The 24,756-nt window shown below is 59.4% G+C and carries 20 protein-coding genes, 4 pseudogenes and 1 riboswitch; of the genes and pseudogenes, 5 read left to right on the forward strand and 19 right to left on the reverse strand.

Annotated elements, in window-relative coordinates:
* Positions 1 to 8 precede the first annotated feature (8 nt).
* From OMP38_RS07015 to OMP38_RS07030, 4 genes and pseudogenes are all read right to left on the reverse strand, one after another.
* Positions 9 to 851: a polysaccharide deacetylase family protein gene (locus tag OMP38_RS07015; RefSeq protein WP_277564446.1), complete on the reverse strand. Its 843-nt coding sequence runs from the start codon at positions 849 to 851 to the stop codon at positions 9 to 11.
* Positions 852 to 928: 77 nt separating this feature from the next.
* Positions 929 to 1,592, reverse strand: a pseudogene (locus OMP38_RS07020) (potassium channel family protein).
* An 18-nt stretch (positions 1,593 to 1,610) separates the two neighbouring features.
* Positions 1,611 to 2,954 (reverse strand): TrkH family potassium uptake protein, encoded by a 1,344-nt coding sequence (locus tag OMP38_RS07025; protein WP_277564447.1) that lies wholly within the window; start codon positions 2,952 to 2,954, stop codon positions 1,611 to 1,613.
* Positions 2,955 to 2,979: 25 nt separating this feature from the next.
* Positions 2,980 to 4,323, reverse strand: a complete 1,344-nt coding sequence (locus tag OMP38_RS07030) for a TrkH family potassium uptake protein (protein WP_277564448.1) — start codon at positions 4,321 to 4,323, stop codon at positions 2,980 to 2,982.
* Between the two features lie 79 nt (positions 4,324 to 4,402).
* Positions 4,403 to 4,547, reverse strand: a riboswitch (cyclic di-AMP (ydaO/yuaA leader).
* A 274-nt stretch (positions 4,548 to 4,821) separates the two neighbouring features.
* Here OMP38_RS07030 and OMP38_RS07035 point away from each other — a divergent pair.
* A complete protein-coding gene (locus OMP38_RS07035) occupies positions 4,822 to 6,525 on the forward strand; it encodes a hypothetical protein (protein WP_277564449.1) in 1,704 nt (567 codons plus the stop codon).
* On the opposite strand, the gene OMP38_RS07040 is transcribed toward OMP38_RS07035, so the two are convergent.
* Together OMP38_RS07040 and OMP38_RS07045 are read right to left on the reverse strand one after the other, a co-directional pair.
* Complete coding sequence (locus OMP38_RS07040) at positions 6,502 to 7,113, reverse strand: hypothetical protein (RefSeq protein ID WP_277564450.1); 612 nt, start codon at positions 7,111 to 7,113, stop codon at positions 6,502 to 6,504. The genes OMP38_RS07035 and OMP38_RS07040 overlap by 24 nt on opposite strands.
* Before the next feature lie 450 nt (positions 7,114 to 7,563).
* The gene (locus OMP38_RS07045; RefSeq protein ID WP_277564451.1) at positions 7,564 to 8,352 is read right to left on the reverse strand and encodes an ABC transporter substrate-binding protein; all 789 of its coding nucleotides are present in this window, start codon (positions 8,350 to 8,352) and stop codon (positions 7,564 to 7,566) included.
* A gap of 35 nt (positions 8,353 to 8,387) precedes the next feature.
* Between OMP38_RS07045 and OMP38_RS07050 the strand changes: the two genes are divergently transcribed.
* Complete coding sequence (locus OMP38_RS07050; protein ID WP_277564452.1) at positions 8,388 to 8,957, forward strand: hypothetical protein; 570 nt, start codon at positions 8,388 to 8,390, stop codon at positions 8,955 to 8,957.
* On the opposite strand, the gene uvrC is transcribed toward OMP38_RS07050, so the two are convergent.
* Positions 8,895 to 10,946 carry an excinuclease ABC subunit UvrC gene (gene uvrC / locus OMP38_RS07055; protein ID WP_277564453.1) on the reverse strand — a complete coding sequence of 684 codons (2,052 nt, stop codon included), beginning with the start codon at positions 10,944 to 10,946 and terminating at the stop codon, positions 8,895 to 8,897. The two genes, OMP38_RS07050 and uvrC, sit on opposite strands and share 63 nt — an antisense overlap.
* 170 nt (positions 10,947 to 11,116) lie before the next feature.
* Between uvrC and OMP38_RS07060 the strand changes: the two genes are divergently transcribed.
* The 3 genes and pseudogenes from OMP38_RS07060 (at position 11,117) to OMP38_RS07065 (ending at position 12,507) form a co-directional block, all read left to right on the forward strand.
* Positions 11,117 to 11,266, forward strand: coding sequence for a YqzM family protein (locus OMP38_RS07060; RefSeq protein ID WP_090110524.1), 150 nt, complete (start codon positions 11,117 to 11,119; stop codon positions 11,264 to 11,266).
* 139 nt (positions 11,267 to 11,405) lie between these two features.
* Positions 11,406 to 12,293, forward strand: a pseudogene (locus tag OMP38_RS35645) (acyltransferase family protein); the annotation flags it as partial.
* 46 nt (positions 12,294 to 12,339) lie between these two features.
* Entirely contained in the window at positions 12,340 to 12,507 is a 168-nt protein-coding gene (locus OMP38_RS07065) for a hypothetical protein (RefSeq protein WP_277564454.1), read from the forward strand.
* A gap of 93 nt (positions 12,508 to 12,600) precedes the next feature.
* Here the strand turns inward: OMP38_RS07065 and OMP38_RS07070 are convergent, their stop codons facing one another.
* The 12 genes and pseudogenes from OMP38_RS07070 to OMP38_RS07125 all read right to left on the reverse strand — a co-directional run bounded on the left by OMP38_RS07070 (position 12,601) and on the right by OMP38_RS07125 (position 24,754).
* Positions 12,601 to 12,804, reverse strand: a complete 204-nt coding sequence (locus OMP38_RS07070) for a YezD family protein (protein WP_090110527.1) — start codon at positions 12,802 to 12,804, stop codon at positions 12,601 to 12,603.
* Positions 12,805 to 12,852: 48 nt separating this feature from the next.
* Positions 12,853 to 13,738 (reverse strand): annotated as a pseudogene (gene cysW / locus OMP38_RS07075) (sulfate ABC transporter permease subunit CysW).
* A gap of 12 nt (positions 13,739 to 13,750) precedes the next feature.
* Positions 13,751 to 14,587 (reverse strand): sulfate ABC transporter permease subunit CysT, encoded by an 837-nt coding sequence (gene cysT / locus OMP38_RS07080; protein ID WP_090110531.1) that lies wholly within the window; start codon positions 14,585 to 14,587, stop codon positions 13,751 to 13,753.
* A gap of 36 nt (positions 14,588 to 14,623) precedes the next feature.
* Positions 14,624 to 15,754 carry a sulfate ABC transporter substrate-binding protein gene (locus OMP38_RS07085; protein WP_277564455.1) on the reverse strand — a complete coding sequence of 377 codons (1,131 nt, stop codon included), beginning with the start codon at positions 15,752 to 15,754 and terminating at the stop codon, positions 14,624 to 14,626.
* Positions 15,755 to 16,015: 261 nt separating this feature from the next.
* Positions 16,016 to 16,963 carry an ATP-binding protein gene (locus OMP38_RS07090; protein WP_277564456.1) on the reverse strand — a complete coding sequence of 316 codons (948 nt, stop codon included), beginning with the start codon at positions 16,961 to 16,963 and terminating at the stop codon, positions 16,016 to 16,018.
* Between the two features lie 325 nt (positions 16,964 to 17,288).
* On the reverse strand, positions 17,289 to 18,800 hold the full coding sequence (locus tag OMP38_RS07095) for a DnaD domain protein (RefSeq protein ID WP_277564457.1): 1,512 nt from the start codon (positions 18,798 to 18,800) through the stop codon (positions 17,289 to 17,291).
* A 151-nt stretch (positions 18,801 to 18,951) separates the two neighbouring features.
* On the reverse strand, positions 18,952 to 19,575 hold the full coding sequence (gene pilO / locus OMP38_RS07100) for a type 4a pilus biogenesis protein PilO (protein ID WP_277564458.1): 624 nt from the start codon (positions 19,573 to 19,575) through the stop codon (positions 18,952 to 18,954).
* The gene (gene pilM, locus OMP38_RS07105; protein ID WP_277564459.1) at positions 19,547 to 21,058 is read right to left on the reverse strand and encodes a pilus assembly protein PilM; all 1,512 of its coding nucleotides are present in this window, start codon (positions 21,056 to 21,058) and stop codon (positions 19,547 to 19,549) included. Before pilM ends, pilO begins: the two co-directional genes overlap by 29 nt.
* 17 nt (positions 21,059 to 21,075) lie before the next feature.
* Positions 21,076 to 21,834: a prepilin peptidase gene (locus tag OMP38_RS07110; protein ID WP_277564460.1), complete on the reverse strand. Its 759-nt coding sequence runs from the start codon at positions 21,832 to 21,834 to the stop codon at positions 21,076 to 21,078.
* Between the two features lie 69 nt (positions 21,835 to 21,903).
* Positions 21,904 to 22,383 (reverse strand): prepilin-type N-terminal cleavage/methylation domain-containing protein, encoded by a 480-nt coding sequence (locus OMP38_RS07115; protein ID WP_277564461.1) that lies wholly within the window; start codon positions 22,381 to 22,383, stop codon positions 21,904 to 21,906.
* A gap of 118 nt (positions 22,384 to 22,501) precedes the next feature.
* Positions 22,502 to 23,711, reverse strand: a pseudogene (locus tag OMP38_RS07120) (type II secretion system F family protein).
* The gene (locus OMP38_RS07125) at positions 23,711 to 24,754 is read right to left on the reverse strand and encodes a type IV pilus twitching motility protein PilT (RefSeq protein ID WP_277565196.1); all 1,044 of its coding nucleotides are present in this window, start codon (positions 24,752 to 24,754) and stop codon (positions 23,711 to 23,713) included. Before OMP38_RS07125 ends, OMP38_RS07120 begins: the two are co-directional and overlap by 1 nt.
* Positions 24,755 to 24,756: the final 2 nt, after the last annotated feature.

Raw genomic sequence — 24,756 nt, forward strand, 5'->3', positions numbered from 1 at the left:
CAATCGGCTCAGGCCCGGTTCGGCCTGCGCTCCGGAATATGCAGAAGCTCCGGCACCGTCACCAGCTCGTACCCTTTGGCGCGGAGCTGGTCGATCAGGTGGGGCAACGCTTTTACCGTGCCGAACAGGTTCTGTCCGGCGCCCCCGCCCGCGTGCATGAGAATGATCGAGCCGGGGCGCAGTCCTTTGACTGCGTTGCGCAGCACGACGCCGGATGGAATCTGGCGCCAATCCTGGGAGTCGACGTCCCAGTTAACGACCGTATACCCCCGGGATCTGGCCCATTCCAGCTGAGCGGGCCTTATATCTCCGTACGGCGGCCTGATCATCGCGGGTTCGAAGCCAGCTGTCGCCCGGATCGCGGCCCCGGTCCGCTCGATCTCCCGCCTCACCTGCCCCAGGCTCAGCTTGGGCAGCTCGGGATGCGAGTAGGTGTGATTGCCTACCGCATGGCCTTCGTTCACGATTCTTCTTACCAAGTCTGGGTGCTTGGCTGCCCGGCTGCCGACGACGAAAAAGGTGGCGGGCACCCGCTTGCGCTTCAGCACGTTCAGCACGAGGGGCGTATACCGGGGATCGGGCACGTCGTCGAAGGTAAGCGCCACGCGCCTCCCGCCTGAAGACGAGGCGCGCAGCACGAACACGCCTCTGTACCTGCGCTGAAGGTCCGACCAGCTCACGGGCGCCGACGCAGGCTTAAGCGCCTGCAACGCCGTCGCGGTCGCCGCATGCGTTCGTTCTTCCGCGCCGGCTCCATTCGCTTCCGCCGGCACCAGCGCCATTCCCGCGAGCATCAGGCCGACCGTCAACGCGGCCAGCCGCCGGCTCCATTTTTCACGCTGCTGCATCATTTCTCATTCACTCCCGTCGCTAAGCGGCACTGCTGTTAGCGTGAGCGAATGCGGCCCATATCATACCTTTCTCGCCTTTATTGGCCGATCGCGTCCTGGAAGGCCTCGATCTGCTCGTTCGTGCCGATGACGACCATGACGTCTCCTTCGGCCAGCGTGTCCGTAGCCGTCGGCGCGACGATCATCCCCTGCGTCTTGTTCAGCGCCACGATGCTGCAGCCGTACCTGCCGCGGGGGGTTCGTCTCCTCGATCGACTTGCCGGCCAGACATGCCGGCACGCCGAGCTCCGCGATCGTATACTTATCCGACAGCTCGATGTAGTCGAGCAAGTTCGGCGACACGAGCTGATGCGCCACCCGGATGCCCATGTCCCGCTCCGGATAGATGACGCGATCCACGTCCATCCGTTCGAGCACGCGCCCGTGCAGCTCGGACACGGCCTTGGCGACGACCTTCTTGACGCCCAGCTCCTTGAGCAGGATCGCCGCAAGGATGCTCGCCTGCACGTCGTCCCCGATCGCGACGACGCCGCAGTCGAAGTTGCGCGCGCCGATCGAACGCAGCGTGTCCTCGTCCGTCGCGTCCGCGATGACCGTATGGGTCAGGATGCCGCTCATCTCCTGCACCTTTTCCTCGTCCCGGTCGACGCCGAGCACCTCGTAGCCAAGCTCGATCAGTTCCTTGCCGATGCTGGCCCCGAACCGTCCGAGGCCGATGATCACGAATTGATTCATTTTCATGGTGGCACATCTCTTTCGTTATCCGATGATGATCTTGCCTTCCGCTTCCCTGTACAGCACCTTGTCCCGCTTAGGCACGAGCGCGTAGCCAAGCGTCAGCGGACCTAGCCTGCCGGCGAACATCATCAGCATGATGACGATCTTGCCGAACAAGGTCAAATCCGACGTAAGCCCCAGCGACAACCCGACCGTGCCGAAGGCGGAGACGACTTCGAACAGGATCATGAGGAAGTGATGGTCCTCCGTCGTGGACAGGATCATGGTCGCCGTAAGCACCAACGCCAAAGCAAGAAGCGTAAGCGTCAGCGCCTTATATACGCGCTCTTGCGCCAGACGGTAGCGGAACATGACGACATCCTCCCGCCCGCGTATGATCGCCCAGACCGCGCCCAGCAGCGCCGCGAACGTCGTCGTCTTGATGCCGCCCCCGGTCGAGCCCGGGGAAGCGCCGATGAACATCAGGATGATGATGAAAAACTGCGTCGCCTGCCGCAAATCCGTCAGATTAAGCGTATTGACGCCGGCGGTGCGGGGACTGACCGACTGCATGAACGCGGTTAAAATCTTAGTACCCGTATTCAGCGGGCCCATCGTGCCGGGATTCGCGTATTCGAAGGCGAACACGACGATCGCGCCGAACAAAATGAGCGAACCCGACATCGTCAGGACCACTTTGGAATGCAAGGACAGCCTGCGCCCGCCGCGCAGATCCGTCAGGTCCGACAGCACCACGAAGCCGAGTCCGCCGACGACGATGAGCGCCATGCTCACTAGATTGACCCATGGATCGTCCGCGTAGCCGGTCAGGCTGCTGAAGCCCCCCATAAGGTCGAATCCCGCGTTGTTGAAAAAGGATACCGCGTGAAAAACGCCGTAGTATATCGCTCGGCCCGGACTCATATTGGTAAGAAAGCGAATCGTGAGCAAGAGAGCGCCCGCCGCCTCGATCGTCAGCGCGTACAGCACGACGCGGCGGACGAGCCGGACGATGCCCTCGATGCTGCTCTGATTGAGCGCTTCCTGCAGGATCAGGCGCTCCTTGAGCGAGATGCGCCGCTTCAGGAAAATCGCGAACAGCGTCGCCATCGACATGAAGCCGAGACCGCCGATCTGGATCATCGTCAAGATGACGATCTGCCCGAATACGGAGTAATGATCGCCCGTGTCGACGACGACGAGTCCGGTGACGCAAGTGGCTGAGGTGGCGGTGAAGAGCGCGTCGATATAACGCGTCTCCTCTCCGCTGCTCGAAGCGACCGGCAGATGGAGCAGGAACGAGCCGAGTCCGATGATGAAGGCGAATCCGATCGCCAGCGTCCTCGGCGGGGAGGCGACCAGCCAGCTGAATATTTTTTTGCGCATTTCGCTCTCCTCCTTCGCCTGCTTTTTAACCGATAATGATACGTCCCTCGGCGTGCCGGTACAGCGTTCGTCCGGACTTGGAGCCCAGCGCGTACGTCATTGTCAGCGGGCCGAGACGGCCGATGAACATGAGGACGATGATAAGGATCTGGCCGAACGACGACAGGTCCCCGGTAATCCCGGCCGACAAGCCTACCGTCGCATAAGCGGACATGACCTCGAAAAGAATGAGCAGGAACGCCTGCTTTTCGGTAATCGAGAGGATCATGACGGACGTGATGACGATGGCGAGCGACAGCATCGTGACCGTAATCGCGCGGTTCACCTTGGCTCGCTCGATACGCAGGCCGAGCAGTACGACGTCGGTGCGGCCGCGAAGCATCGCCCAGACGGCGGCCGCTAGCACCGCGAACGCGGTCGTCTTGATGCCGCCGCCGGTGGAGCCCGGAGAAGCGCCGACGAACATGAGCAGCACCATCGCGAACTGCGTCGCGTCCCGCAGGGAGCCGATGTCGACGGTGCTGACGCCGGCGGAGCGGGTGGACACGGACTGCAGCGCGGCAGCAAGCAGCTTGTCTCCGAAAGCAAGCGGGCCCAGCGTGCTCTCGTTCGTATATTCGAAGATCAGGATCGTGACCGTGCCGAGAACGATAAGAAATGCCGATACCCAGAGCACGACTTTGGAATGGTAGGACAGCTTGCGGCGCGTACGCAGCTCGACGAGGTCGGACAGCACGACGAAGCCGACGCCGCCGAGCACGACGAGCGCGATCGCGAGGATGTTCATGTAAGGATCTCCGACATATCCGGCCATGCTGCGGAAATCGCCGAACAGGTCGAAGCCGCCGTTGTTGAAGAAAGAAACGCTATGGTACACGCCATAATAAAGCGCCTGCCGGAAATGCATTTCGCGCATGAACCGGAAGGTAAAGAGCAGCGCGCCGACCGCCTCGATGCAGAGCGCGTAGATCAAGACCCGGCGTACCAGCCGCACGATGCCTTCGAGGCTGCCCTGGTTCATCGCTTCCTGCAGGACGAGACGGTCCTTAAGGGAGAGGCGGCGGCCGGCGAAAAACGCGAACAGCGTGCCCATCGTCATGAAGCCGAGCCCGCCGAGCTGCACGAGGACGAGAATGACCCAGCGGCCGAAAACGGAGAAATAACCGACCGTATCCAGCCTTGTGAGCCCCGTCACGCAGGTCGCAGAACTGGAGACGAAAAACGCCTCGAGCCAAGGCGTCGGCTCGCCGGACACCCTCGAGATCGGGAGCCTCAGCAGCAACGCGCCGAACGCGATGATGACCGCGAACCCGATCGTCAGCACGCGGGGCGGGGAAGCATATAGCCAGCCGATGATTTTTCTGAGCAACGTACGATTCACCTCGCGTCGGCAAACGTTAGAAAAGCGCGCAAAAAAAGACACTGGAGCTCCAGTGCCTTGCGCACGGCGATCCTGTCTGGCAGCCTACGAGGTTAGCTGACGGGTTCGGGCCAGAACAGGCTGCCCTATCCGGCGCTTGGCGCGCGGAATTCACCCCGGAAAACTTAAGTGGTTCCCCCGTTTTCTTTGCGGAAATTCGGCTGGGTAGTATGATGGAGAAACGATGGTCCGGCTTCCAGAAAAAACATTACACCGCATTATAGTCTGTCCTATAGGTACGCACAACAGCAGAAATGCGAAAAATCGCCTTATATGAGGATATACGGACGTTATTAGGCCGTGTAACAGCTTTTTTTACGGGGAATCTAACTCTTTCTCTTGTTTTGGCTCCAATTCCTATCGATAATAAGCGAAAGGACCAGCTATTGCGGATAAAAAGACGATGTATACGCTTTTTCAGATCAATTCGGAATCGGAGTGGATAATTTGAGATCATCGAAATGGGCTACCGCCGCGGCAATCGGCCTTCTTATCTTCCTTTTCATGCAAGTATTGCCTGCGATCATCCCGGCTATAAAAGGCGAATCCGCGGCAATCGGCCGCTCCGAGGCGAAGCGGATCGCACTCGCCTACGCCTCGGAGCGCTGGGGAATGGATCTCGGCGAAGGGTCCGAGGCGACGATCACGCATGTAGGCGACGATCGAATGGCTGCTTACATGACCAAGCACAAACTGACCGACGAATACGATCGCGACTGGGACGCGCGCTACCCGACGGACGTCTACGCGGTCGATCTGCATGCGGCCGACGGCAGCGTCGACCGTGTCTCCGTCCACATGGAGACGGGCGCAGTCGTCGGCTGGGCGCGCGTCGGCGATGCCATGACCGACGCGGAAAAAGCGGCGGTCCGCGACGTAGAGGCGCAAACGGCCAAAGCGCTTGCCTGGCTCAAGACGCAGCCGGAATTCGACGCTTCGTCTTGGGAGCCTATCGGCAGCTTGACGGAAGGCGGTTCTGTCATCCTGCAGAGCCGCAAGACCGGCTTGTCTGACGCCCATCTGCAACTGCTCGTGCAGCCCGACAAGGTGCTGACTTACCGATACGCGCTTCCCGTTTCGTTCGCTGAAGAGATCGCTAAGCAACGCAAGATTGCCGACAAGCTGTCGATGACCGGCTTCCTCCTGCCGCAGATCGTCATGTTCGTGCTCGCCGTCATATACGCCGCGGCCTGCAGGGGATGGACGTCGTTCAAGCGCGGGCTGTTCTTGTCCGCCGCCTTCTTCGTCATGTACGCGGGGTTCATGTTCAACCTGCGTCCGGGACTGCGCGCTTCTTCGTCAGGCATGAACGCGATCGCTGCGGAGAGCGACGTGACGGCGCTGCTCGTCACGAACGTCGTTATTCTATTCATACAGGCGCTGCTCACGTACTTCGCAGCCGTCGGCGGCGACGGCTTGTGGCGCTCGATGGGCCGATCCCTGTGGCCGCGCTGGCAGGATGCCGACTACGGCATCAGGATCAAGACCGCCATGAAGCAAGGATACATGCTCGCCGTGATCCTGCTCGGCGCCCAGAGCGTCGTGCTGACGGTTCTCGGCCTGCTGCTCGGCAGTTATTACGGCTCCGATCCCAGCCAGTCCGCCTACAATATGTACTATCCTTGGCTGCTCCCCCCTGCTCGCTTGGTGCGCGGGCATCTCGGAGGAGCTGCAGACCCGCTTCTTCGGCATCGGGCTCGTTCGCAAATGGCTCGGCGCCCTGAGCGGCTCCAAGTCGGGAGGCGATGGCTCCGGTACCGGCGGGCGATCCGGCTCGGCGTTGTCCCGCGCGCTGACTTCGATCGCGGTCCTGCCCGCGACGGCCGTATGGGCGTTCGGCCATGTCGGCTACGCGGTGTACCCTTGGCAGACCCGGTTCATCGAGCTCATGATCATCGGCGCTCTATTCGCCTGGTTTATGCTGCGTTTCGGCCTGCTGGCCGTCATTTTCGCGCACGTCGTGCTCGATTCGACCCTGATGGCCGTGCAGATGCTGTCCGACGGACTGTCGTCCGACAATATCGCCGGCTTCGTCAGCGTCCTTCTGCCGGCGGCCGTCGCGTTGCTGATCGCCTGGCTGCACGAACGGCGGCGGGGCGGGACGGGTTCGACCGCAGACATTTCGCGTTAGCAGAGCTGGAGAACTGTTAAGGTTGCATGCTCAGCCTCGTCTTGACGAGCTTCCGCTTCTCCAGTCGCATATGCAAGACGAAATCCGCGAGCAAAAAAGGGCGCGGCGGCCGCGAAATAGAGTCCCCATTTTTTGAGCGCCGACACGAGTACGCGGATAAAGTCGCTCGTAACTGCGAACCGAACCTGTCCCTGCAGGTTCGCCGCGTTGCTGATCAACGTAATGCCATATGCCCCTTTTTGCTCGACGGTAAAGCGGTATAAAGCTTTACCTTTTACTCTCTTCAAGGCATAGACTTCGGACGAATCTTCAGCCAAATCCAGGGACGACCTTCCGTCGTCTACCATGGCCGTCACGAGATCGAGCATCCTCCCGCTTGGATGGATCGGCATGAGCGCGCGCGGTCCGCTTTCGTTTTTATCGTCGATATCATCATAAAAGATTTGATATTGGCCTGGCTGCAAATGGACGACGGTCTTGGCGTTCAGCGCGACGTACTCGCGATTGTGAAAGCCTGTGAAAAAAGCATAGGCGCTCGTCAAGGCACCGGCGAAAAGGATGCAGCCGGCGAGGATCAGCGGGGCGAATTGGCGGAAAAAAGCGAGCATGCGAGTTCTCCTCATTCATATTGGGCGAATCTATAATGGCGGCAGGTTAACGCGGAAAGACAGTCCCACGGCCTTTAACAAAGCGATGAATCTTTTGCTTCATGTCGCCCATGACCGTAAATCGCGCGTATGGCTGCAATCCTTTGGCGCTGCTGAATTCGTTATTTTTCGTAAAGGTGAGCGAACCCATTTCTCTTAAGCGACGAATGCTGCGAAGAGAATACAGCCGGCGAGGATTAGCAACGCGATTTGGCGGAGAAAATCGGACATGTCGGTACGCCTCTGGATCGTTTCTTAGCGGCGATATAGGCGCATACAATTGGTATTATAACCAATAGATGGTTGAATTGCAGCATTTAAATCAGGTTGGCGTTACGGCAAAAAAGGCAGATGCAAAGAGCGGCTTTCCCTCTTGCGTCTGCCTTTCTGCCTACACTCCTGTCACGTCCATTAACCTGCGGAATCGGTCAAACGCTGAAGCTCATCCAGCAGCATCGTCCGCGTGACCGGATCGTCGAAGTTCCACCGGCTGTCCATCGCGTGCACTTGCCCGTTTTTGACGGCAGTCAGCGACTTCCACAGGCTGCTCGTGAACAGCGCCTCTGCTTGTGCCTTGGTCTCCTCTTCCTCGTCCTTCAAGATGTACAGCTCGTCGCCGATGTACTCCGACATGACCTCGACCGAGATCTCGGCGAAGCGCTCGTCGCCGTCGATCAGCGATTGGACTTTAGCCGGCGGCTCGTATCCGAGCGCGTCGTACAACGATACGGACAGGCCTTGATGGCCCATGACGTACATGACTTTGCCCATCAGGAGCAGCACGGTTGCCGATTGGCCTTGCTTGCCCTTTTGCGCCAGCAGTGCTTTCGTTTGCTTCACTTTCTCGTCGTAAGCCGCGACATAGCTGTCCGCAGCGCCTTCCTTGCCCAGCAAGCCAGCGACTTCGCGCATCCGGTCAAAGCCTCCGTTCTCGGCGATCGCGACGGTAGGCGCGATCTTCTCCAGCGGAGCCAAGCCCCGTTCGTCCCAATCGTTAAAAATAATCAGGTCCGGCTCCTGCGCCGTCACCTTCTCCAAGTCGGCAGGATAACCGACGTCCGCAATGCCTTGAAGCTGGTCGCCGTAAACGACCTGGCTGCCCACGACGCTCAAGCTGGCGCCAACAGGCTTGACGCCCAGCGCGAGCAGATCGCCGGGATCGCTGCCGACATAGACGATTCGTTTCGGATCGGTCGGCACTTCGACTTCGCGGCCTTTGGCGTCCGTGACTTTTTTTGGTAGCGCTGGAAGACGAAGAAGAGGGCGCCGGCGAGGCCGACTGCGAAGCCGTTTGGGAAGACGATTGTGAAGCCGTCACTTCTGACGCTGAAGCGACGGCCGATCCGCTTGGCGATGCGCTGCCGTTAGCGTTTTTACCGCATGCGCTCGCGAATACGATGAATAGCATGACGACAGGTAATATCCAATTTCGATTTGTATGCAATTCACGAACCTCCACCACATATATGATAATGATAATCGTTATCAATATAAAACGAACCTGTGTCCGCCGTCAATCGCTTTTTTTGAACGAATTCACCATCTTTTGCGAATCAAGTGAATTTGGCCCCTACTTTGCCGGATGCCCGCTTTGCCGCGACCTCGCCGGATGCCGGGCCTTGCACACTTTTGTGAGTTTATTGCCTGTCGTTATTTCTCCGCCTCATCAAAAAAAACGGGATGAAGCAGAAGGAATCCGCTTCAACCCGTATCTCAAATGCCGTATTGCCTTGCGGCCGCACTTAGACCGAAGGAACGGAGGTCCCGGCAGCTTCCCCGTCTTCCTCTTCGTTCAATGCGGCTAAAATGCGCGCGGCCAGCGCTTCGCCGATCGACACCGCCTTGAAGTCGGCCACTGACGCCTCGCGGATCGCCTTGAGCGAGCCGAAGTGCTTAAGCAGCTGCTTGCGGCGCTTCTCGCCGATGCCGGGGATGGCGTCTAGCTTGGAAGCGATCATCGACTTGCCCCGCTTCTCGCGGTGGAACGTGATCGCGAAGCGGTGCACCTCGTCCTGGATGCGCTGCAGCAGGTAAAACTCTTGACTGTCGCGCGGCAGCGGCACGACTTCGGCGGGATCGCCGACGAGCAGCTGCGCCGTGCGGTGCTTGGCGTCCTTGGCGAGGCCGCACACCGGCACGAACAAGCCGAGCTCGTTTTGCAGGACATCGATGGCAGCGCCGATCTGCCCTCTGCCGCCGTCGATGACGATCAGGTCGGGCAGCTGCAGTCCTTCCTTCAGCACGCGCTCGTAACGGCGGCGCACGACCTCGCGCATCGTCTCGTAGTCGTCCGGACCGGTGACGGTGCGGACGTTGTATTTGCGGTATTCTTTGCGGTCGGGCTTGCCGTCGGTGAAGACGACCATCGCGGAAACGGGCGAGGCGCCCTGCATGTTGGAGTTGTCGAACGCTTCGATCCGATGCGCCGACGGGATATTGAGCCACTCCGCAAGTCCCTCGGATGCCTTGACGCTCCGCTCCTGATCGCGTTCGATCATGCGGAACTTCTCTTCGAGCGCGACCTTGGCGTTGTCGGCGGCCATCGCGACGAGATGACGCTTGGAGCCGCGCTTCGGCACCGATACCTTGATCTTCAGCCAGCTGCGCAGCGATTCGCCAAGCTCGCCGCCGGACTCGTCGGAGACGTCGGCGATGCCTTCGCCGGCTCCGTACGTCGCGCCTTCGGCCTCGGCGGTATCCGTCTCGTCGGCCGACGCCGCGACCCGCTCGATCAGCGCGTCGTTCAGCTTGCCGCCCGCGGCCATGACGCCGGCTCCTTCGGCCGCCGCCGGCGCGCTCTCCGCTTCCGCAGCTTCGCCGGGCGTCACGGGCAGCAGCACTTCCCGCGGCAACGCCGGATTTTCCGAATAATATTGGGCAACATAGGTCATGAAGTCCTCGTAGGCTTCCCCATAGTAAGGGAACACGGACACGTGCCGCTGGATCATCTTGCCCTGGCGCATGTACAGAATCTGCACGCACATCCAGCCTTTGTCCACGGCATAGCCGAAGACGTCGCGGTCCTTGGCGTCGGTCATCGTGATCTTCTGCTTTTCCATGAGCGATTCGATCGCCTGGATCTGGTCGCGGTACTCGCGCGCCCGTTCGAACTCGAGCTCGCCTGCGGCCGCTTCCATTTTGCGCTGCAGCTCCCGCTTGATGTCGCCGTGCCCGCCGTTCAGGAACCGCGTCACCTCCGAGATCATGCGCTCGTACTCGCTGGGCTCGACCGGGTATTCGCACGGCGCGACGCATTGCCCGAGATGATAGTAGAGACATACTTTGTCGGGCAGCGTATTGCACTTGCGCAGCGGGTAGAGCCGGTCGAGGAGCTTTTTGGTCTCCTGCGCGGCGAAGGCGTTCGGGTAGGGCCCGAAGTATTTGCCTTTGTCCTTGAGCACCCGGCGCACGACCTCGAGCTTCGGATGCTTCTCGCTCGTGATTTTGATATAAGGAAAAGACTTGTCGTCCTTGAGCAGCACGTTGTACCTGGGCATATGCTCCTTGATCAAGTTGCACTCGAGGATGAGCGCCTCCATGTTGCTGCCGGTGACGATATACTCGAAATCGCGGATCTCGCTTACGAGCCGCTGCGTCTTCCCGTTGTGACTGCCGATGAAGTAGGAGCGCACCCGGTTTTTCAACACTTTGGCTTTGCCGACGTAGATGATGACGCCCTCCGCGTTCTTCATCAGGTAGCAGCCCGGCTGGTCCGGCAGCAGCGCGAGTTTGTTGCGTATATGTTCGGCCGCTTGCTCGCGGCTTGGCAGCGGCGGATTGGATTGGACGTCCATGACGATATATTGCGCCTCCCGAAAAGAAATGAGTTCGGAGGATGACGACCGCCGATGCGATCATGTGATCCCGTATTTTCTATTGTACCACAGAAGAAAAGAGTTGCTTTACAAGCGTTTGCGAAGTTGGGTATACTAACATTAATGACTTGTTTCAGGAGGATTTCCCCATGGACAATTATGTACAAGATCCGCGCCAGCACGTGAACGAAGAGCCCCGCGACGACCTGCAGGATCTCGTATTCGGCTTCGGCGGCATGTTCGGCTTCATGTTCCTCGTGTTCCTGATCGCCGTGATCATCAAGCAAGTGATTTCTTAATTTACGCGTCCATGACGAAGCATCCCGCTCCGGGAATACGGAGTACGGGATGCTTTTTTAATGTTTATCCTTAGGACTTGCTGGGTATTTGGAATCAGATGAGGTTTCCATAATTTTCATACCCGAAGGGAGTTTGCCCATGTCTACGCTCCTTGCCCCAAAGATCGACGCGCTTACCGGCGTACGCGCCGTTGCCGCGCTGATCGTCTTCCTTTACCATTGGGGCATGCATAGCGGAACCGGATATTTCGGTTGGGGATTTACCGGCGTCAGCCTGTTTTTCGCGCTCAGCGGCTTCGTATTGACCGTTAATTACGAAAACGCGTTTTCCAAGCTAACCGCTACCGGCTATTTCCGATTTATGCGCGCGAGGCTCGCCCGCGTATGGCCGATTCATATGGTCGGTTTTCTGTTATCGATACCGCTTTTAGCGCTTCTAGGTCGTGCGGTAATCGTGAAGGGGGCCGTCCTGAATATCGCCCTGCTCCATTCGTTTATTCCTCGTACGACGCTTTCCTATAACAGCGACTCTTGGAGCCTCAGCAACGAGCTTTTCTTTTACATGCTTTTTCCTTTATTTTGCTGCCTGCTATCGAAAAAAGCGATTCGGACGCGCGCGCTGCTGGTCGCATTCTGCGCCGTCTCCGCCACCCTCTTGGCCGGCGTCCCCGCCATCGCGTTTTCCGTTGCGTACGCAATCCCTTCGATAAGCGCAGATCAACTGAATTGGTTGCTGTATTTCTGTCCGCTCGCGAGAGTATCCGAATTTATGCTGGGCATGCTCGCCGCCAAATACTGGCGGGCAGCCGGCCAACCCGAATACCGTTCCCGCCACCTCGCATGGCTATTGACCGCCGCCGCTTTCCTCTGGATCGTGTTGTCGCTGGCAGGCGTGAAGGAGGAGAATTACACGATGCTGTTCGGACCGCCGTTCGCGGCGATGCTGCCCGTGCTAGCCGGGCTGCGTGCGGCCGACCCGGTCAAAAGGTTTCTGAGCGGGGCCTGGATGGTCAAACTGGGAGAATGGTCTTTCTCTTTTTTACATCGTGCACGAGATCCTGCTTCGCGCGGCCGTGATGCTGAAGCTGAATCCTTATTTGACCGGCGCGTTGGCATTCGCGGTCGCGCTTCCCGCCTCCGCCTTGTTGTATACCCGCGTGGAGACGCCGATGCGCAAGCTGCTGTTGAGACGCAGAACGCAAGTCTCCGCGGATACCGAACCCGCTCGGGCGCTCGCATGAACGTCCGCGCTGCAAAGCGGGACGCCGGCGGGAACGCGAAGAGAGCCCGCTCCTCGCGGAGGACGGGCTCTCTATGTACCGCCGTCGCTTCGCCTACTTCGCTGCAGCGCCGCTCTGCGGCACCTCACGGACGCCGCGGCGCTCAGCCACTTCGTCGAAGCGTCGGCGCTCGGTGCGCTCGATCTGAACGATGCGGCCGTCGTGCACGATGATCTGCACGTTGCCGTATTGCAGTCCCTCTACGGCTTCCGTGATGCGCTGAATCCAGCTATCGTTCAACTCCAATGGTTTTGCCATTTGGACTCCTCCTCGTGTTTTCGCCTTAGATGACCGTATAATTCGCGCTCAATGCGTGCGGCTGTTCGCCATCTTGTGCTCGATGATGCCTTTGATGATCAAGGTGACGATCGCCAGCGCCATGAGCAGCGACGCGACCGCGAACGATGCGGTGTACTGATATTCGTTGTACAAAATCTCGATGTGCAGCGGCAAAGTATTGGTTTCGCCGCGGATATGGCCGGAGACGACCGATACGGCGCCGAACTCGCCCATCGCCCGGGCGTTACAGAGGATAACGCCGTACAATAACCCCCACTTGATGTTGGGCAGCGTCACCTTAAAAAAACACCCGCCAGCCCTTGGCGCCCAAGCTGACCGCCGCTTCCTCGTCCTGGACGCCTTGCGTCTCCATGAGCGGGATCAGCTCGCGGGCGACGAACGGGAAGGTGACGAACATCGTCGCCAGGATGATGCCCGGCGTCGCGAACACGATCTTGTAATCGTGCTCCATCAGCCAAGGTCCGATCAGCCCTTGCGCGCCGAAGAGCAAAATGTAGACCATGCCGGAGATGACAGGCGAGACCCCGAACGGCAAGTCGATCAGCGTGATGAGCAGATTTTTGCCGCGAAACTTGAACTTCGTGATCGCCCAGGCCGCCGCAGCGCCGAACAGCGTATTCAACGGTACGGCGACGACCGCGACCGTGAGCGTCAGCCGCAGCGCAGAGATGGCGTCCGGATCGGAGATCGCTTCCGCGTAGGTCTCCCAACCTTTGCGGAAGGACTGTGCGATGACCGTCAGCATGGGCAGTACGACGACGAGTCCCACGAAAAGGAGCGCGATCGAGATCAGCAGGATGCGCACGCCGCGCGATTCGTTCAAATGCTTGGGGCGGACGTGTGCGACTTGAGCAGCTTGAGATGCGGCAGCGGCCGGTACGGCTCCTGACATCGCGAGGCCCCCTTAACTCGTCCGCAGACGGCGGTTGGTCCACCGTTGCAGCGTGTTGATAAGAAGCAGAAGCGCGAACGAGATGATCAGCAGCACGAGCGCGATCGCCGTCGCCTGGCTGTATTCGAACTGCTCGAGCTTCGTGATGATGAGCAGCGGCGTGATCTCGGTTTTCATCGGCATGTTGCCGGAGATGAAGACGACCGAGCCATACTCTCCGATGCCACGCGAGAAGGCGAGCGCGAAACCCGTGATTAAAGGCGGGATCAACTCGGGCAGCAACACCTTGCGGAACGTTCGCCAGCGGTGCGCGCCGAGCAGCGCGGCGGCTTCCTCCATGTCGTTTTCAAGCTCATGAAGCACCGGCTGAACGGTCCGCACGACAAACGGCAATCCGATGAATATGAGGGCGACCGTGATCCCGAGCGGCGTGTAGGCCACCTTGATGCCGAGCGGGTCCAGCAGCGAGCCGATCCAGCCGTTGGGCGCGTAGATCGACGTGAGCGCGATGCCCGCCACCGCCGTCGGCAGCGCGAAGGGCATGTCGATGAGGCCGTCGACGATCTTTTTCCCGGGGAAACGGTAGCGTACGAGCACCCAGGCGACAAGGAGGCCGAACACGACGTTGACCAGCGCGGCGAATAGGGAAGTCAGCAAGCTGACCCGGTACGAAGCGAGCACGCGCTCGCTCGTCACGGTGTGCCAGAACTGCGGAAGCGTGAGGCCCGCGGTTTTCACGATCAGCGCCGCCAGCGGAATGAGCACGATAAGGCTCAAATACAGAATGGAGTAACCCATTGTAATCCGAAATCCGGGCAATATGCGTTTTTCTTTGACCTGGGAAGCCATTGCGATCGTCCTTCCTCGCTGTCGGGTTAGGAGATATTAACCTTTGGTATAGACTTCGTCGAACGTGCCGCCGTCGGCGAAGTGCTTTTTCTGAGCCTCGGTCCAGCCTCCGAAATCCTTGTCGATCGTGAGCAGATTAAGCGTAGGGAACTGATCCTTGTACTTGTCGGCGACCTCCTGCAGGCGAGGACGGTAAAAGTTCTGCGCGGCGATCTCTTGGCCTTCCGGCGTGTACAGGTACTTTAGGTAAGCTTCGGCGACTTCGCGGGTACCGCGCTTGTCGGCGTTCTTGTCGACGACGGCGACCGGCGGCTCGGCCAGGATGCTGAGCGACGGGGTGACGATCTCGAACTCGTCGCCGTACTCCTTCTTGGCGAGATAAGCTTCGTTCTCCCAGGCAAGCAGCACATCGCCGATCTTGCGTTCTACGAATGTCGTCGTCGCGCCCCGAGCGCCGGTATCGAGCACGGGAACGTTGGCGAACAGCTTTTTCATGAAATCCTTGGTCTTCGCCTCGTCGTTGCCGTCCTGCTGCTGCGCGTAGCCCCACGCTGCAAGGTAGTTCCAACGCGCGCCGCCCGACGTCTTCGGATTCGGCGTGATGACCTGAACGCCTTCCTTGATCAGATCGTTCCAGTCCTTGATGCCCTTCGGATTGCCCTTGCGAACGAGGAAGACGATCGTCGACGTATATGGCGAGCTGTTCGATTCAAACGACTGCTGCCAATCCTTCTTGATCAGACCGCTATCCGTCAGCGAATCGATGTCATAAGCGAGGGCGAGCGTGACGACGTCCGCTTCGAGACCGTCGAGCACCTTGCGCGCTTGCGCGCCGGAGCCGCCGTGCGACTGGTTGATCTTGACCGTTTGGCCGGTTTCCTTCTTCCAGTAGTCCGCGAAGCTCTTGTTAAACGCCTCGTACAGCTCGCGAGTCGGGTCGTAAGACACGTTCAGCAGCTCGATGGACTTCGGCTGGGCGGTCGTCGTCGCCGATGGCTCGGATGAAGCCGAACCGGACGGCGATGCGGATGCGGATCCCGATGCAGATGCCGACGCGCTGCCGGAGCTTGCGGCATTGTTGTTGTTCGAGCCGCATGCGGAAAGCAAAGCGACGAACAGGGCAGCGACGGCGAACGACATGATTCTTTTAGATGATTTCAATTTCATTTTCAATTCCCCCCTCCGGTTATCCGGTAGCAATTCATATAATTCCTACCATTTCAATAGGTTTTAACAAATCATAGCAGGCAGGTGTGTTTAGTGTCAATAAGCATAATTTAATTCACATATAAATTTTGTTGATAGATGGACTTGAATAACAAAAATAATCAATCGATAAAGATGTTATTTGAACGCAAAAAAAAGCCGCGCAGCATAGCTGCGGGCTTCGGATTCAGAAGAATGCGTTATGGAAAACCGTATGAATACTTATCCGCGCTGATTGCGGCCTCGTACGTGCACGACGTCTACGAACGGACGGATCCGGTCCATGAGACGTTGGCCTTTATGAAGCTCTTCGCCTTCCTTATGGGTGAAGCTGAAGTGCCGCTCGAGCGATTCGAGATCGTGATTGGAGGTGTAGAACGTCGGCTTGCGGTTCATCCTGTGATTCAGAATCGCGCCGATGACGTGATCGCGAACCCACGGACTCAAATTTTCGGCACCGATGTCGTCGAAGACGAGCAAATCCGTTTCTTTCATGAGCGTCATCGTTTCTTTGAGCTTCTGGGGCTCCATCATGAGCGCCTTGGCGTCCTCTACGAAGTCGGGCATATAGACGATGACGCCGGTCTTGCCCTCCTTGGCGAGCTTATGCAGCAGATAAGCGGCCATGTAAGTCTTGCCGGTGCCGAAGCTGCCCATCAGGTAGAGCCCCTTCTTCTGCAAACCGTCGGTTCGCGTCCGGTTCACGTACGCGAGCAGCTGCAATACCGCATCCTCCCGCTCGCCGTCGAGATCCAGCATCTGTTCGGCTTCGTAGCTGTCGGCTTCGATGTCGACGTTGCTGCTCAGGCTCGTGATCCTGCGGCGGACCTGCTCCTGATGCTCGTTGGCGAGCCATCTCGCGCACGGCGTCTTGCCGTCGAACAGCTGCCACTTGCCGTTCTGCTCCGCGCAGGTAATCGACGTATAATGGCCTTGCATATCGTTCGGACAACGTTCCAGCCCCGGACAATTCCTGCAGCTTCGGTCTTCCTTGGCATATTGGTACAGCTTGTTCAAGTTGATGCGGAGGGTCCTCTCTTCCAGGCCGGGGTACCTGCGGCGAATCTGCATGACCAGCGGGTCGGCGAGCACTCTTTGGGTCAGGCTGTCCAGATCGCCGACGCCCGGCGCGGCCTTCCAGCCGCGCAGCGCTTCTCCAAGCGACTCCATCGCGATCCCTCCTTTCTGTAGCGAGATAGGTCAAGCGTATAAGTGTGTATAGGGTCAAAAAGTCGATGGCGCAGCGTTATTCGACCGGACAGCTGCGTGTACGGGCAAATAAGACGATGACGCAGCGTTATTCAGCCGGACAGGCGCGTGTTTGGGCAAATAAGACGATGGCGCAGCGTTATTCGACCGGACAGCTGCGTGTACGGGCAAATAAGACGATGGCGCAGCGTTATTCGGCCGGACAGGCGCGTGTTTGGGCAAATAAGAAGATGGCACAGCGTTATTCAGGCCGGATGCATTCATTAGGCGAGCAGCGTTCGCCCGCTCAGCTCTTATCCAGCTGCCGCGCGAGGTCGCGGAGCCGCTGCCGTTCTTCGGCGGACAGCGCCTTCGCCGGCCCCTTGTCCTCGACCACGGGCATGGACGGCTTGCGCGCGCCCGAGGCGCCCGCGCGGCTGCGACTCGACGCCGTTTTTCCCTTGCCGGCCGGCGCGGCGGGTTCGCTCTCGCCTCTGCGCCTGCGCTCGAGCGTCTCGTTCAGCTTCTCCTGCTCGCGCACGTACCGGACGGCTTTGTCATAGGAATCGATGCCCTTGGCAAGCATATTGGCGGCGACCGAATCGATGAAGCTCGCCGTCAAGCGCTGCGCGTGATTCGTCCCGAGGACGTAGTGAATCAGCACGTTGATGACCGCCTCGGGCAGCTTGTAATTCAGGTCGATGCGCTCGAAGATGCGCGCGAATACGTCGGGTACGGAGCCGGGGAAGAACCGCTCCAAAAACCGCGTGTGCGGCTCCAGCATGAGCAACCTTCCGTACTCGTCCGCTGCGACCTGCTTGCTAAGCCGCTCCGGTACGTCGAACGGCGGGACGGCGTACAGCGCTTCGTCCATCGCGGCTGAAGCGGCCTCGTCCGCGGCGGCGTCTCCGATGCGCGACAGATAGCGCTCGCGTTCCTCGCCGCGCTTGCGGCCTTGGCGGTAGATCAGGTTCGCCCGGGACTGCAGTTCGTCCCAATGCAGCGTGCCGTCGGGCAGGAAGACGCCGTCTTCGTCCAGCAGACGGCTGACCTCCGGCAGCTCGAGATCGAACTTGTAAGCCAGGAAGTTGATCTGCGCCATCGACTCCGGCGCGCGGTTCAGCCGCTCGACGTACGCCCGGTTCGACGAGCCTCTCGGGAAGCGAAGCAGCAGCTCGCTGTGGCGCACGCGCTCCGGCTGGGACGCGCCGACGGCCTCGCGAGCAGGCGCCGGCTGCGTCAGCGATTGCTCCAGCTCCGGATCGATCTGCGCCGCATTGATGCGGAACAGCTCGTAGAACGGCACCGTGATCTCCTCGCGGTTCAGGAATCGCGCGAGCCCCGAGGGACTGCGCGGCGCGAGCGATTCGCGAAGCTCCATCAGCGCCGGCTTGCCAATTCGGTCCCTGAGCAGCAAAGACAGATGCAAGTTGGCGAAGAACTCGCCGGGCGCAAGCGGACGCTGCAGCACGTATTCGTAGAGCGTCTCGTCCGCCGCCGGATCGTGCTGCCTGAACGTCTGCAGGAGGCCGACGGCCTCCAGCTTCGAGGCGCTCTCGACGAGCGCCTGCCGCCCGGCCGCATTCGGCTCCAATCCCAGTCCGAGGAACAGTCTGCGCTGCGCCTCGGGCTGCACGCAGCCGGTCTCGTCGTCGCCAAGATGATGGTACAGCAACAGATATAAGCCGATAGAGAGCGCGCCCGCCATCGGTTGATAGAGTTCGGCCAGCACGCGTCGCTCCAGGCCGCCGAGCGAGAAGTCGCGACAGGCGGTATAGCGATGATGCTCCGTAAATTCAAGTTTGTTCGACACTCGCATACCGTATTCGACAACCTTTTTTTCATAGAGTGTCTCTCTATTGTAGCATATCCTTCGGTCCCGCTGGTGTTGGAAATCCGCCGAAAAAATGAAAAGAGGACGGAACGGAGCGTCGCTCCGCAGCGTCCCCGATGTGGCAGGGCATCGGTCGTTACTTTTTGTAAGGCAGCAATTCTTCGTCTACCAGATTGCGATAGGAAGGGTCGAAGTAGGCGGTGAAGTTGACGTTAAGCGTCATCGCTTTGCCCATGTCCGCGGCAGACGGCTTCGCGATCGCGAAGTTGTCCACCGATACGAGACGCGGGAGCTTCTGCAGGGCGCCTACCCATTGAAGCAACCGATCGTAAGTGCCTTCGATGGCGACCGCCGTTTTGAGTTCGCCGACCGAGGCATACGGCGTTTGCTCGCCGCCCAACACACTCTGCAGCTGGTTGCTGTCGGACGCGCTGAAGGTCGCGTTCAGCAGCGCTACGCCCGTCGCCTGGCTGACGCTTTTCAGATCGAGCAGCATCTGCTCCGTATTGTCCGAGAGCGGGAGCGCCTGCTGTACGGACGCGTCCGAATATTCGGCATCGGCGGAGCTGCTTTCGGCGGCTTTTTTCGAGAGCACGTCCGCTTGGTTGCGAAGACTCGCGATCTGATCGCTCTGCTCGGACAAACGCGTATTGAGCGGCATCTGCTTGTACACGACGAACATCAAGAGAAGCAGGAAAAGCAGGACGACGCCGATGAGGCCCAGCGACCGTTTACTGAGCTGCGTCTGCAGTCCCGTCATTTCCTTCTCCTCCTTCCGGCTTCTTCATATCGAGCGAATAGATCGCCGTCTTCGAGACGAGCACGGCCGGACCTTCTCCGGCGGGGCTCTGCGCGACCGACTGCAGCTGCGCCGAAGCCGCGAACGACATCTGCTTCAGATCGAACAAATAGCGGGACGCGCTGTCGAAATCCGGCAGTTGGACGGTCAGGCCAATCTGGCCCAAGCTGCTGTAGCTGACGCTCTGGAGCCTGCCGCCGGACGGCAGCTTGCTCTCGAGCTCCGCCATTACCGCGATCGCGTCGCGGCGATGGCCCCGAATGTCTTCGATCGACTTGAGCGGATTCGTTTGCCCGGATTGCTGGCTGTTTTTAGCCTCCAGCCCGCTCTGCAGCAGCGCGATTTGATCGTTCAACTGCGCGATCGTCGTTTCGCCGGCCCGAAGATCGGATTTGTTGTCAAAATAATAATAAGAGACAGCTGCCACCGCGAGCACCCAAACGGCCAGCGATGCCGCAAGAATGACCGGATACAGTCGCGCATCCCGGTCGACGCGCGGCATGAGGTTGATTCGCTTCTTGTCCTGATGCCACAGCGCAAGGCCGACCGCGACGCGATTGTTGTCCGCGCTGTAAGTATGCTGGGTCGCATAGGTGTCGAAGGAAAACGCGCGAATGCTCACTTCAGGCTGTGACTGCTGCAATTCCGCAAGCAACTGGTTCCGGCCTTGATCCGAACCGACGATCAGCGCCTCGGTAATTCTGGCATTGCCTTCGTGAATGCTGAACTGGTAGAAGTTGAGCATCCGCGCAATCTCGGCCGTGACCTCGGACAACTGCGTCTCGTTCAGCGCGCCGTCCGAGTCGCTTTGTCCGTAGAGCGCGATCGTCTTCAGGAAGACCGGGTATCCGCCATGGAACATATAAATCTCGAGCGCGCTCGCGTCCAGGTTGATCAGCATCGTCTCCTCGAACTTCTCGTCCTGAAGCTCCCGGATCGCGCGCGCCAGCGCCGTCGCCGACAGCTCGATGCCGGACACTCTCAGGCCCGCTCCCTCTACCATGTCCGTATAGGACTGGATCAGCAGCCTGGATGCCGCGAATACGAGTACATGGGTACTCTCAGCTTCAGTGCCAAGCTTGATAAAGTCGTGCACGGGGTCCTCGAACGGCAGGTGCAGCGTGGTCTCGACTTCCAGCGCCACGAGTCCGGCCAGATCTCTCTCGCTGGTGCTCTGGATGCGGAGGCGGCGGACGATGACATGCGACGTAGGAAAAGAAAGCGTCACGGATTGGCCCTGCAGCTTTTCCGCCCGCACCCAATCCGACAGAAGGCGGCGCGCCTCCGTATAGTCCGAGATCCGGTCCTCTTCGAATAGACCGGGCGGCAGAGGCAACACGCTGACGCGCTCGATTTCCCAGCTCTTCTTTTTCTTAAGCTTAACGAGTCTTGCCCCGGACGGATCCAGGGTCAGGCCAATGGTCTTGGCGCCTGATCCGAACATTGTGAGTCACGCCCCGTTCAGGTAAATAAAGATAAATAATAATCGATCACGTCCGCGCCGTAACCGTACGCGAAGCAAGCGCCCAGCGCCAGAAACGGTCCGAACGGCAAAGGCTGCTTGCGCTTCACGACGCCGGCCGCTATCAGGGCGACTCCGACGAGCGTGCCGGATAGACAGGCCGCGACGAGCGCCACGGCCGTGTTCGACAGTCCGACGACGAAGCCGAGCACCGCGAACAGCTTCACGTCACCGAGCCCCATCCCGCCCTTCGAGACGATCACGATGAGCAGCAGGACACCGCCGCCGGCTGCCGCGCCCAGCAGATGACTCCACCAGGAGATTTCGTTCGGGAGCAGCAGGCAGGCCGCAGCCAGAAGCGGCGCGAAGAACAGCAGCACCTTGTTCGGAATGAGCATCGTCGCCAGATCCGATACGGTCACGATGACGCAGAGGCTGACGAGCAGCAGTCCGATGAGCGCGGCCGGGCTCCAACCGAAGGTGACGTATACCCAGACGAAAAGCAGTCCTGTCGCGGCTTCGCCAAGCGGATAAAGCGGCGACACCGGCGCCTTGCATTGACGGCATCGACCGCGCGACAGCAGCCAGCTCGCGATCGGGACGAGGTCGCGTCCCGCAAGCCGCGTCCCGCATCGCGGGCAGCGCGACGGAGGCGAGACGATGGACTCGCCCGCAGGCACGCGCAGCGCCACGACGTTGTAGAACGAGCCGAGCACCGCGCCGAGCGCGAACAGGTATATATATAGAAGAATCGTCATGATGGCGATGGTCGCTTTCGATGTTAGTTAGGAAAAAGGAACCGGTTGGGCCGGTTCCTTGTACGGTCATTACCTAGTTGATTCGACAGCAATGACTTCCGATGCAGGATATGTCTTTGCTATAGCCGTTGAACTTGTATCTGTAAGTGTAATAGTTTCGAGAGTACCGTCAGCTTTGTATTGAAGATAGCTATCATCGACATTTAAAGGTTTTTTAGTGCTAGGTAAAGTAATGTTAGTGTCAAGATATCCCTTGGTTTGAAGTTGCTTTACCGTCAATTTTCCATCTGACGTAGGGGTAGTTGTTACAACTTTTGGATTTTCACCATTTAATTCTGATGTCACATATAATCTAGCTGCATCATATATTTGACGTGCCGTAGACACATCTGCATCCTTCTTCGACTTATTAATAATCCCGCCGATCAACGGAATCGCAATCGCCGCAATAACCGCCAGAATGACGATTACCGCCAAGAGCTCGATCAGCGTAAAGCCCTTTTGATCTTCCTTCGCCTTGCCGAGACGCTTCATGACAGCTGTTCTCATCTTCCAATCCCTCCGCTTTCAACTCATTTTTAAAAATCTATATGTTCTAGCGCCTGTTGACGCAGGGACAACCTGTTCCTGTACCGCACTTTCGTTGGCTACCTCGTGCTCCCCCAGATCATCCCATCTGTCCGTACAGCGTGAACATCGGCAGCATGATCGCAGCGACGATCGTCCCGACGAGCCCGGCCAGGAAGACGATGAGCAGCGGTTCAAGCAGCGACTTGAGCCGGTCGACGGTGTTCTCGACGTCCATCTCGTAGAAGTCGGCGATCTTCTCCAGCATCTGGTCGAGCGCGCCGGTCTCTTCGCCGATCGAGATCATCTGCGTGACCATCGGGGGAAATACCCACGATTGCTTGAGCGGCTCGGACAACGGATTGCCCTGGCGGAGCGAATCCGCGGACTTTCGGATGTAGCCGCCGATGACGACGTTGTTGACGAGTTCCTCGACGATCTGCAGCGACTGGAGCACCGGCACCGAGCTCGCGTACAGCGAGGACAACGTGCGGGTCAACTGCGCGATCGCGCCCTTCTGCGCCAGCTTGCCGAAGATCGGCACCTTCAGCTTGCCGTAGTCGATCCAGTATCGCCCTTTATCCGTGCGCTTGGCGACCTGATGGGCGACGACGAGCGCGATCGCGCCGAGCAGCCACAGGTACCATTGATGCTCGATCGACTTGCTGAGCGCGAGCACCATGAGCGTGATGCCGGGCAGCTTCGCGTCCATCGACTCGAACATGGTCACGAACTGCGGTACGACGGCCTTCAGCAGGTAAATAACCGCGCCGATCGCCAGCACGCCCACGACGAGCGGATAAGTCATCGCCGACTTGATCTTTTCCCGGGTGACATGCTGCTTCTCCAGGAACTTGGCCAGCCGTTCCAGCGTGCCTTCGATATCGCCCGTCTCTTCGCCCGCGCGGATCATGCTGAGGAAGATGGCGGGAAAAATTTTCTTATGCTCGCCTGCCGACTGCGAGAACGACACGCCGCGCAACAGCCCCGTATGCACGTCCAGCAACGCCTTTTTTGAGCGGCTTGCTCTCCGTCTGCTCGGCCAGAATGGCCGTCGCATCTACAATGCTGACGCCGGCGCGCATAAGTGTGGCAAACTGCCGGCAGTAGATGATGAAATGCTCGTGCTTGACCGGGTTGCCGATGTAGATGTCCGCATTAAGGAATGTCGTCTTCTGCTCATTGAGCGACAGCACGACGAGGTTTCTCTTGCGCAGCTCGTCCATCGCCGCCGACTTGCTCGAGGCCGACAGCTTGCCTTTGATCTGACGTCCGGTCTGACTGCGAACCTGATAGAGGAAATCCGCCATCAGAGAACACCCGACTCAGCCAGATAAGCCCGCGCGTAGGCCGGCTCGACGGCGCCCGCTTGCAGCAGCTCCTTGATCGAGTTCTCCAGCGTATGCATGCCGAGCTGACGGCCGGTCTGCATGACGCTCTTGATCTGATGGATCTTCTCCGTACGGATCAGATTCGCCACCGCCGGCGTATTGACCAGAATCTCCGTGGCGCATGCCCTGCCCCGGTTCTGCGTCCGCGGCAGCAGCCGCTGCGAGATGACTGCGACGAGCACCGCCGCGAGCTGGGCGCGAATCTGTCCCTGCTGATGCCCCGGGAACGCGTCGATGATCCGGTCGATCGTCTGCGGCGCGTCGGTCGTGTGCAGCGTCGCGAAAACAAGATGTCCGGTCTCTGCCGCCGTCACTGCGGCCGAGATCGTCTCCAGGTCGCGCATCTCGCCGACCAGGATGACGTCAGGGTCCTGCCGCAGCGCGGCGCGCAGTCCGTTGGCGAAGCTCTTGGTGTCGCTGCCGACTTCGCGCTGATCGATGATCGACGAACCGTGACCGTGCAAGTACTCGATCGGATCTTCCAGCGTTACGATGTGCTTTTTCTCGTGCGTGTTGATGTGCTTGATCATCGCGGCCAGCGTCGAGGACTTGCCGGAGCCTGTGGGTCCAGTCACCAGAATCAGCCCCTGCGGCTTGGCGGCGAGCGTGCTCAGAATCGGAGGCAGCTGCAGCTGCTCCAGCGTCGGAATCTGCGTCGGGATCGTCCGCACCGCGATGCTTACCTTGCCCCGCTGTCGATAAGCGTTCACCCGGAACCGCGACAGCCCTTCGAGTTCATAGGAAAAGTCCAGTTCTCCCGCTCGCTCGAAACGCTCCTTCTGCTCCTCATCGATGAGCGCCAGCGCCATGTGCGCCGCCTCGTCGGCCATCACCTTCTCCTTGCCGACGGGCTGCAGCTTGCCGTTCACCCGCAGGATCGGGGGCGAATCGACCGAGATATGCAGGTCGGACGCGCCGGCCTCGTGCGCCGCTCGCAGCAGGTCTACCATGCGGCTCTTCATCA

The sequence above is a fragment of the Cohnella ginsengisoli genome (genome assembly GCF_029525555.1).
GTDB classification, from domain to species: Bacteria; Bacillota; Bacilli; order Paenibacillales; family Paenibacillaceae; genus Cohnella; species Cohnella ginsengisoli.

Bases quoted from the DNA above. Each gene is read 5' to 3' on its own strand.
- OMP38_RS07015 (WP_277564446.1), bottom strand. From the start codon at position 851: ATGATGCAGCAGCGTGAAAAATGGAGCCGGCGGCTGGCCGCGTTGACG.
- OMP38_RS07025 (WP_277564447.1), bottom strand. From the start codon at position 2,954: ATGCGCAAAAAAATATTCAGCTGGCTGGTCGCCTCCCCGCCGAGGACG.
- OMP38_RS07040 (WP_277564450.1), bottom strand. From the start codon at position 7,113: ATGCTCGCTTTTTTCCGCCAATTCGCCCCGCTGATCCTCGCCGGCTGC.
- uvrC (WP_277564453.1), bottom strand. From the start codon at position 10,946: ATGGACGTCCAATCCAATCCGCCGCTGCCAAGCCGCGAGCAAGCGGCC.
- OMP38_RS07060 (WP_090110524.1), top strand. From the start codon at position 11,117: ATGGACAATTATGTACAAGATCCGCGCCAGCACGTGAACGAAGAGCCC.
- OMP38_RS07070 (WP_090110527.1), bottom strand. From the start codon at position 12,804: ATGGCAAAACCATTGGAGTTGAACGATAGCTGGATTCAGCGCATCACG.
- cysT (WP_090110531.1), bottom strand. From the start codon at position 14,587: ATGGCTTCCCAGGTCAAAGAAAAACGCATATTGCCCGGATTTCGGATT.
- OMP38_RS07085 (WP_277564455.1), bottom strand. From the start codon at position 15,754: ATGAAATTGAAATCATCTAAAAGAATCATGTCGTTCGCCGTCGCTGCC.
- OMP38_RS07090 (WP_277564456.1), bottom strand. From the start codon at position 16,963: ATGGAGTCGCTTGGAGAAGCGCTGCGCGGCTGGAAGGCCGCGCCGGGC.
- OMP38_RS07095 (WP_277564457.1), bottom strand. From the start codon at position 18,800: ATGCGAGTGTCGAACAAACTTGAATTTACGGAGCATCATCGCTATACC.
- pilO (WP_277564458.1), bottom strand. From the start codon at position 19,575: ATGACGGGACTGCAGACGCAGCTCAGTAAACGGTCGCTGGGCCTCATC.
- pilM (WP_277564459.1), bottom strand. From the start codon at position 21,058: ATGTTCGGATCAGGCGCCAAGACCATTGGCCTGACCCTGGATCCGTCC.
- OMP38_RS07110 (WP_277564460.1), bottom strand. From the start codon at position 21,834: ATGACGATTCTTCTATATATATACCTGTTCGCGCTCGGCGCGGTGCTC.
- OMP38_RS07115 (WP_277564461.1), bottom strand. From the start codon at position 22,383: ATGAGAACAGCTGTCATGAAGCGTCTCGGCAAGGCGAAGGAAGATCAA.
- OMP38_RS07125 (WP_277565196.1), bottom strand. From the start codon at position 24,754: ATGAAGAGCCGCATGGTAGACCTGCTGCGAGCGGCGCACGAGGCCGGC.